The 6416-nt window shown below is 40.2% G+C and carries 5 protein-coding genes; 1 reads left to right on the forward strand and 4 read right to left on the reverse strand.

Annotation, left to right across the window (positions count from 1 at the left end; translation table 11 throughout):
• Positions 1 to 69: 69 nt before the first annotated feature.
• Both AC4J95_RS20850 and AC4J95_RS20855 read right to left on the reverse strand, forming a co-directional pair.
• Positions 70 to 480 (reverse strand): MucBP domain-containing protein, encoded by a 411-nt coding sequence (locus AC4J95_RS20850; RefSeq protein WP_494551516.1) that lies wholly within the window; start codon positions 478 to 480, stop codon positions 70 to 72.
• A 305-nt stretch (positions 481 to 785) separates the two neighbouring features.
• Complete coding sequence (locus AC4J95_RS20855; RefSeq protein ID WP_494551512.1) at positions 786 to 1712, reverse strand: aldo/keto reductase; 927 nt, start codon at positions 1710 to 1712, stop codon at positions 786 to 788.
• A gap of 295 nt (positions 1713 to 2007) precedes the next feature.
• On the opposite strand from AC4J95_RS20855, the gene mafR reads away from it, so the two are divergent.
• Positions 2008 to 3456, forward strand: coding sequence for a global transcriptional activator MafR (gene mafR / locus AC4J95_RS20860; RefSeq protein ID WP_494551513.1), 1449 nt, complete (start codon positions 2008 to 2010; stop codon positions 3454 to 3456).
• A 9-nt stretch (positions 3457 to 3465) separates the two neighbouring features.
• On the opposite strand, the gene AC4J95_RS20865 is transcribed toward mafR, so the two are convergent.
• Both AC4J95_RS20865 and AC4J95_RS20870 read right to left on the reverse strand, forming a co-directional pair.
• Positions 3466 to 6018: an HAD-IC family P-type ATPase gene (locus AC4J95_RS20865; protein ID WP_494551514.1), complete on the reverse strand. Its 2553-nt coding sequence runs from the start codon at positions 6016 to 6018 to the stop codon at positions 3466 to 3468.
• A 248-nt stretch (positions 6019 to 6266) separates the two neighbouring features.
• On the reverse strand, positions 6267 to 6395 hold the full coding sequence (locus tag AC4J95_RS20870; protein WP_494551515.1) for a hypothetical protein: 129 nt from the start codon (positions 6393 to 6395) through the stop codon (positions 6267 to 6269).
• Between the last annotated feature and the right edge of the window lie 21 nt (positions 6396 to 6416).

Here is a 6416-nt window from a genome sequence, read left to right on the forward strand (position 1 = left end):
ATTTTTGATTTAGTCAACAATCAAACCATTCAGCAAGGACTGTCTTCTAATTTGACAGGATAATAATTATTAGTCAAATTTTCTTCTCTTACCAATAATCACTCCGACCATCCCGATCATTGCGATTCCTAAAGGCTTCAGGATCGTCGTATTTGTCGTTTCTTCACCGGTTTTTGGAAGAATTTTTCCACTGCTTTCCGGATTATTTTTTGAAACAGTCTCTGCTGCAGAATAACTTTTAGCTTCTGGATAAGCCTTTACTTCAGCCGCTCGCTTTCCACCAGTGCCATCTCTGCTATCAGTAGCTGGATTAGTGCCACCTGCTTGTTTTTCTTCTTTTATATAAACATACGTAATCGTTTGTTCCTTGGCTTGGTATTCACCCTTCGCATTTTTTGGCGTTTCTTTTATTTTCCAACCAGAAATTTTTTTACCAGTCGTTTCGTACTTATCACCGATTTTTCCGATTTTCTGTTCTATAGGAGGGCTTCATCTGCCAAAAAAGCTTTTTGATAATTTTCCTCTTATTAACTAATGCTAATTATTGAAATCCTTTCCTTATTTCAAAAAGCTCAAAATCTATTTTCCTCGTTCGTTGATTCGTTAAAAAATTTGTTCCGGTTTGACTACTTGATCTGATAGCGCATGATTATCCACCTTAACTCTAGCGATAAATCAGCGGAAACAAGCGTCAGTTTTTTTGAGAATTTGGCCTCTTAGCAGTTTAAAAAAACAGGCCTACTTATAAAAGCAGGTCTGTTTCATTAGCTAATACATATTTATATTTATGGTAAATCGTTTCCAGCTGCGAAGTATACGTCGTACCATTCTTGTTTCGTTAAGGTAACGTCGCCGCCTGATGCACTTTCTTTGATCCGTGTCGGATTCATTGTACCTAAGATGACTTGCATATTTGCTGGGTGACGCAGAATCCAAGCAGTCGCGATCGCATTTTTATTGGTATTATATTTTTTCGCTAATTTGTCTAACAATGCATTCAACTCTGGGAACTTGTCATTATCAACAAAGACTCCCTCGAAGAATCCGTATTGGAATGGTGACCACGCTTGAATCGTCACGCCTTTGCGACGAGAAAATTCTAACACGCCACCATCATGGTCAAACGAACGCGTATCTGTCATGTTCGTGTGCATGCCATAATCAATCATGCCTGTGTGCATAATCGAGAACTGTAATTGATTGATCAATAATTTTTGATCCACATGTGATTGTAGCAACTTAAATTGTTCAGGGTTGAAGTTTGATACACCAAAGTGACGGACTTTTCCGCTGGCTTGCAGGATATCAAAAGCTTCCGCGATCTCTTCCGGCTCCATCAATGGATCAGGACGATGCAATAGATAGCTGTCTAAATAATCGATCTCCATCCGTTCCAAAATACCATCAACAGAATCCAATAAATGTTGCTTAGAAAAATCATAGCGTTTCTCATCGCCAGTGACGATGCCGCCTTTTGATTGAATAAAGAATTTGTCACGAGAGATGCCCGCTTCTTTCATAGCAGCAGCAAAAACCAATTCTGATTTTCCATCTCCGTACATATCTGCTGAATCAATAAAATTGATCTCACTTTCTAAAGCTGCCTCTAAAGCTTCTGCTGCTTTGGTTGGCGTTAGCGCTGCCATTCTCATGATTCCGAGAGCAATTGCGGAAGTTTCCCAATAACTGTTGCCGATTTTTCGTTGTAACATTGTGTCCATCCTCTCTGAAAAACATTTTTTCTTACCTATAGAAGTATAGACTATTTCGACGATAAAAAAAATCCTTAACTCTTGTGAGCAGGAATTCTATTTTACTTTCTATTAACTGTTTAGCTGCAGCACATCAAACACTTCGACGCTTCCCTCAATTAAATCAATACGAGGATATCATTAGATCCTATTATATTTGAATGACTTGTTTGCAAAAAATGAAAAGTCCTAACAGCTGTTGCTTGACCCGCTCGACCTTTCTTTCGTATGCTTGTTTTTGAAGGAGGATTCCTCTATGTATTCCATGCTGAAAAAAATCATTACTGAGAAAGATATTTATCGTCAGATTTTACTTTTAGAGCAGCTTCTTAATCACTCCCAGCTGACAGCCAAAGAGTTGGCCGGAAAGATCGGTACCACAGAACGAACGATTTTCTCTGATTTGCAGCTGATTCGAAGCTATTTACCGGAGAGTTGGGAAATAGACTCTGACAAAAATGGCATTCGTTTGGTTTCGTATGAACAGTCATTGACCAATGAGCTTTGGGAAGCCTTCTTGCCTCATTCCGTGAGCTTACAGCTAATCAAGCAACTGTTTTTTAATAAAGAATTGAATGTTCCTCGCTTTCTTGATGACACGGGTATCTCTTATGAAACCCTCAAACGCCAGCGAACAAAGATCAATCGCCAATTGCAGCCGTTTAATATCAAAATTCGTTTGACCGCGACAAGCGCTTATTTACTAGGAGAGGAAAGTGCTATCCGAATCTTTTATCACCGCTTGTTATTGCCATTTACCCATAACAATTACTTTTTTGAAGATTACTCCATCCACGAAGAGCATTATTTATACTTTTTAACAAAAGAGCTCATAGAGGATCTGACGGTCGATACAGAACAAATCTTTGGAATCTGCTGGTTTTTTATCAATAGTATTCGCATCAAAGCTGGCTGTCAGATCGATAATTTTACTTTTGAATCAAACGATCCCTTGTTTACTCTCTATGCTCCCCTCTTAAAAAAATTATATGAAAAGGAAGGCGTGTACCTGCAGGATGAAGAGATCTTTTTCGCCTTTTTCTGCTTTTTAGAAAGCTGGAATTATAATAATCCGCTAGGAAAAGACGTGAATCAGATATTGACCAATGAATATCCTGAATTGCGTGAAAAGGCGCAACAAATCGTTCAAGAAATCGCCGATGATTTATCGCTACAAGCGTTACTCTGGACACATTTGCCAGCAAATATTCTGCTGCTGTTATTAAAATATGCGGAGTCACCCACTTTATCGAAGCAATTCCAATTAGAATACCAAGAATTATTAGTGCAGCGAAATCAAGACTATGCTATTTTAAGTGAAAAAAGCATCGCGCTTTTCAACAGTCTGCCGCAATTTTCTGCCATTGGCGATACCACCTATTTTGTCAATCTTTTCTCTTTGTTGAGTCAACAGGCGATCTTTACAGTCCAGCCACATACGAGAACCGTTTTCTTTGTTTTTCAAGGAGAGCCTGCCTGGAAAACTTTTCTACGGCAAGAATTGGCTGACCGTTTAGGGAAACGAGTCAATCTCGTTTCCCTAGAGCACTCTCAACTCAAAGATTTGAAGTTTCAAACCGATGATTTGATTGTTTCCAATATTCCGCTGGATTCGCTGCCGGTCCCAGTGAGTTATATTTCGACTATTCCAACAAAAAATGAGCTCAGTCAATTGACCGAACTCACTTCACATTCCTATCTTTAGCCGAAACGGTTAGTCATTTTGATAACGACTGACCGTTTTTTCTTTTCTTTGAAAATTTCCTTTACTAATTCTCTTCTCGATTTCAACAACGAAGAACAGCAGCAGTGCATTTCCTAAAATGACTAATTGTTGCGTTAAACTAAGTGCCGTTGTTCCAATCAGCTGCTGTGCCAGTGGTAAGAAAACAACACCTAATTGAAGGATGAAGAGGATTCCTAATGAAATAAACAAGAATTTATTTTCAAAAAAGCGACGATTGATCGCCGGATCAAGCAACTCCCGACAATTAATCATGTAGACAGCCTGTCCTAGAACAATGCTCTGTAGAAGAATCGTCTGCTGCAAAGCCGCACCTTCAAAGCGCATAGACAAGAAGTAGGCAGGGATCATGATCAACAAGGAGACATACAAGATTCTAAAGAAGCTGTAACCTGATAATATTCCCATCTTTGTGTCTCTTGGCGGACGATTCATCGTATCGTGATTCGCCTTTTCAAAGCCCAATGCATAAGACAACGTAATCGTCGTTACCATATTGACCCACAAAATTTGGATGGGAGTTAACGGCAATGGTCGATTCATAAGTAATGCCAAGATCACGATCAGTCCTTGAGCTAACGCGGTTGGTAAAAAGAAATTAATGGTCTTTTGCAAATTATCAAAAATTCTGCGACCTTCTTTAACAGCTTTTACGATCGTGTAAAAGTTATCATCGGCTAATACCATATCTGCTGCCTGTTTACTTACTTCACTACCTTTGATACCCATCGCGATACCAATATCGGCCTGTTTTAAGGCTGGCGCATCATTGACCCCGTCACCAGTCATTCCAACAATTTCTTCTTTTTTCTGCAGCGCCGTAACAATTCTCAGCTTATGATTAGGCGTCGTCCGGGCAAATACATCAACGTGCCCGACTGCTTCCGTCAATTCCTCATCAGACATTCCGTCAATGTCGGCGCCTTCTAAGATTTTGGATGTATGCTTCAACCCAATTTGTTCACTAATTGCTTGAGCAGTTGCTTTATGGTCTCCGGTGATCATTTTAACGGAGATACCTGCTTGTTGTGCCTGTGCCACAGCTCGAATAGCGCTCTCTTTCGGCGGATCAATAATCCCCGCCAAACCAGCGAAGGTTAAACCTTCTAGGGAATCATGGGTCAGTTCGGCAGATGAGACTTTTTTGTAGGCAAATCCTAAAACTCGCTGGCCTTTTCTCGCCAGTTCCAATCCATTTTTTTCCCATTTTGTTTTTTCTTCCGTCGTTAGTTCTGCTTTTTCCAGCAACACTTCAGGAGCGCCCTTAACAAAAATCACTTGTCCATCATTCTCATCATGCATCGTCGCCATGTATTTGTAGCTTGAGCTGAAAGGAATTTTCGCTACAACTGGTTTCAGCTGCTGTTTCTCTTCCGCTACGTAGTTCAGCAGAGCAAGTTCTGTTGGATTTCCGTGAATCTCTTCAATTTTCTGATCATCCTGCGTTTTTAACTCCTGACAATTATTCATAATCTCTTTTACTAATGGCAATTCTCCTGTTACGACCTCTTGAACAGTCATCTCATTTTTCGTCAGCGTTCCTGTTTTATCCGAGCAGATTACCGTCATCGAACCTAATGTTTCAACCGCTGGCATGCCTTTAATGATCGCATTTTCATCCGCCATTTCTTTGACGCCCATCGACAGGATCATCGTCAAGACAGCTGGCAGACCCTCTGGAATCATCGCAACAATCAAAGCAATACTCGCAGAGAACATCAAACTCCAATCCATCCCATACCTAAAACTTGTAAAGAAGAGCAGGAAAACAATCAATGCTAAAATCCCTCTAAAAATCTGTTTGTTCAACTGGTGCATTTTCTTAACCAGCGGTGTTGTTTGGGCTTGAATCGATTGCAGCGCATGGTTAATTTTTCCGATTTCGGTACTATCTCCTGTCTCCACGACGACGCCTCGGGCAGAACCGGTTTGTACAAGTGTCCCTGAGAAGGCCATATTTATCTGATCGCCAGCCATCGCATCCTGTTCAATTGCCTCGGCTGACTTTTCAACTGCCTCAGATTCTCCAGTCAAAATTGATTCTTCTACGGTTAAATCATGAACTTCGATCAAACGCAGATCCGCCGGAATAACGTCACCGGCCTTCAAAATTACGACATCCCCTTGAACTAATTCTTCTGAATTCAGCTTAAGCGGCTGGTTTTCATTTAGTACGGTAGCTTCTTGCCCCATCATTTGCTTCAAACCATCCAATGATTCTTCCGCCTTACGTTCCTGCCAGTATCCAACGAAGCCATTGACGATAACTACTAGGAAAATAATGCTGCCCTCTACCGCTTCACCCGTCGCAAATTTCAATAATGCTGCGACGATCAAAACGATCATTAACAGATCTGTAAAATGCTTGCCAACTTTGCGCCATAGCTTGACCTGCTCCTTTTCCTCCATTTTATTCGGTCCATTATTTTTCAAACGCGCTTGGCGTTCCTGTTTGGTTAATCCAGTGATTTGTGCTTCGACTTTATTTAAAGTTTCTTCAATTGATAATTTATACCACTTCATATGTATTCCTCCATTTCATTCATTTGATACCTTAAGTATACGGAGAAATATCATTTTTTAAGGTCGATATTTTCATGGAGGTCGGAAATTATTGCGCTGCACAGCTGACTCATTGCAAAGAAGAAGTTTTTATAGACATATCATTTGAACGATTTAGCCACTTTCTAACAATTACTACTGCGAAAAGCAAGACAGACAAAAAAAGCCGCGACCCAAAAGGAAGCGCAGCTGCTCACTACTGATTTCGATTAATGTAAAAAGTTTTCCAAATCATCGCCATACTCATCAATTTTCTTAGTAGTAAAAATTGTACCAGCTGCTAAAAGTCCGCCTACAACAAGTGTACTAGCAACCATAAACTTAAATACTGATTTCATTGTGCTTACCTCCTATAATTC

The organism is Enterococcus sp. GPZ-007 (assembly GCF_059374735.1).